Raw genomic sequence first — 1,654 nt, 5'->3', positions numbered from 1 at the left:
GTCGGTTTCGTAAAGTTCACATCACGTGTTCTCCTCTCGAAACAGAGATTCATGCGACTTTCAGGTCGCACTCCGGCGTCAAGGACGGCGCGGTCTCCCCCAATTTTTCCGCCGCTACGCTGCGACTTCGCTCTGGAAAAATCGGTTCCCCGGCTTGCAAGCCGCGTCCCGCGGTCCTTGACCCCTCTTTGCAACAGAGTGGCCGATCTCCGTCATCAACGAAGGAGATCACATTATGACAACCGTTCAGAACCTCACGCTCTACACCAGGCTTGCCGGCTTCCGGCTCGTCGTCCTGGCAAACTGCCTCGCCTGCGACAGCAATTTTTCCCGACAACTTCATGATCGCCTTATCGAGGGTCTCGACGCGGCAATTGCCCGGATCCAGGCCATCGCGGCATTGGAGCGCATGCTTCCTGCCGGGGACGATGAACTAACCACCTATCGGCTGGAGGGCGAGATCGCGATTTTCGCACGCTTCGCCATCGATCTGGTGGACGATCTCGAAATCGATCGCGACACGCAGGAATTCCGCGTCAACGGCGGCGACTGCGTTCCGGCAAGGGCGGCACGTTCATCTATGCCAAGTCGAAGGCCAGCGACATCGAGGGCGCAATGAAGGTCGCCCCGGCGAATTTCGAGAAGGAGGGCAAGGAGTCGACCACGGAAGCCAAGGCTTTCAACGCCGCCGAGTACCTCGCCAAGGTCGTCGAGAAGTTGACGAAGGAAGGCGCCGACGTGAGGGTTATCCGCGCCGTCGAAGGTGCGCAGAAGGTCGCCGCCGGTCCGGTCGTTGTCGTCCGCAACCAGAAGCCCCTGCCGACCGCAGCCGAAAAGGCGGCCGCGCCGAAGCGCGCCGCCAAGAAGGCCGACCCCATGCAGGCACCCGCAGCCAACGCCGTCGCTGCCTAAGTCACCATCCGGAAACAAGGGTATTTTGAATGGCAATCGCCTTTGATACACTCGGTTATGCGAAGCGCCTGCGTGATGCAGGCGTGAAACCGGAGACGGCAGAAGCTCACGCTGAAGCCGCAAGGGATTTCATCATGGCCGAGCTGGTCACGAAAACAGATCTTGCCGCAGCTCTCGACACGCTGACGCTGCGGCTCACAACCCGGCTGGGCGGCATCATGGTGGCGGGCGTTGGTGCGCTCGCCCTCATCATCAAGCTGACCTAGCCCGCTCCAATCCATCCCCACCATGCAAGCCCGGCCATCGCGCCGGGCTTTTGCGTTTCCAGCCAGAAGGAACCGAACAAATGAATATCATCTATGCCCCGAACACGGCTCGCTTCGACCACACCGCCCGCGCGATGAGCGAAGACGAAATGCGCCGAGTTGCGCCGTCTATCTTCGCGGTCGAGGCACATGAGAGCCGCTCTGAGCGGTTCCAGCCTATCCCCACGATTGAAGTGCTCCGCGGGCTCATGCGCGAAGGCTTTGTGCCAGTTGGCGCACGGCAAGCACGCACTCGCGACGAGGGCCGGAAGGATTTCACCAAGCATATGATCAGAATGCGCCGCCTCGACGATGGCAAGGATTACAGCGTCGGCGACACTGTATGGAGAAGCTAACCCAAGTGCATCATGCCTGTTTTGCAGGATAGGGGATCACCCATCTTCGCGCAAATGCGCCATAAATACCTCGGTCGGTGT

At 60.3% G+C, this 1,654-nt stretch carries 3 protein-coding genes and 1 pseudogene; all 4 read left to right on the top strand.

All coding sequences use genetic code 11. The annotated features are described in order from the left end of the window. Positions 1–235: 235 nt before the first annotated feature. A pseudogene (locus FHT70_RS30050) lies at positions 236–571 on the top strand (hypothetical protein); the annotation flags it as partial. A 44-nt stretch (positions 572–615) separates the two neighbouring features. Continuing rightward, positions 616–912 carry a hypothetical protein gene (locus FHT70_RS30045; RefSeq protein WP_183706748.1) on the top strand — a complete coding sequence of 99 codons (297 nt, stop codon included), beginning with the start codon at positions 616–618 and terminating at the stop codon, positions 910–912. Between the two features lie 29 nt (positions 913–941). After that, positions 942–1,178: a hypothetical protein gene (locus FHT70_RS30040; RefSeq protein WP_183706747.1), complete on the top strand. Its 237-nt coding sequence runs from the start codon at positions 942–944 to the stop codon at positions 1,176–1,178. Positions 1,179–1,258: 80 nt separating this feature from the next. Then, positions 1,259–1,573 carry a DUF932 domain-containing protein gene (locus tag FHT70_RS30035; protein ID WP_246722057.1) on the top strand — a complete coding sequence of 105 codons (315 nt, stop codon included), beginning with the start codon at positions 1,259–1,261 and terminating at the stop codon, positions 1,571–1,573. The last annotated feature ends 81 nt before the right edge of the window (positions 1,574–1,654 follow it).

The organism is Rhizobium sp. BK049 (genome assembly GCF_014193135.1).
Classification (GTDB): domain Bacteria; phylum Pseudomonadota; class Alphaproteobacteria; order Rhizobiales; family Rhizobiaceae; genus Rhizobium.
This window is presented reverse-complemented; position numbering and strand designations above follow the sequence as displayed.

Coding starts and splice junctions, on each gene's coding strand:
- FHT70_RS30045 (WP_183706748.1), top strand. CDS start 616: ATGAAGGTCGCCCCGGCGAATTTCGAGAAGGAGGGCAAGGAGTCGACC.
- FHT70_RS30040 (WP_183706747.1), top strand. CDS start 942: ATGGCAATCGCCTTTGATACACTCGGTTATGCGAAGCGCCTGCGTGAT.
- FHT70_RS30035 (WP_246722057.1), top strand. CDS start 1,259: ATGAATATCATCTATGCCCCGAACACGGCTCGCTTCGACCACACCGCC.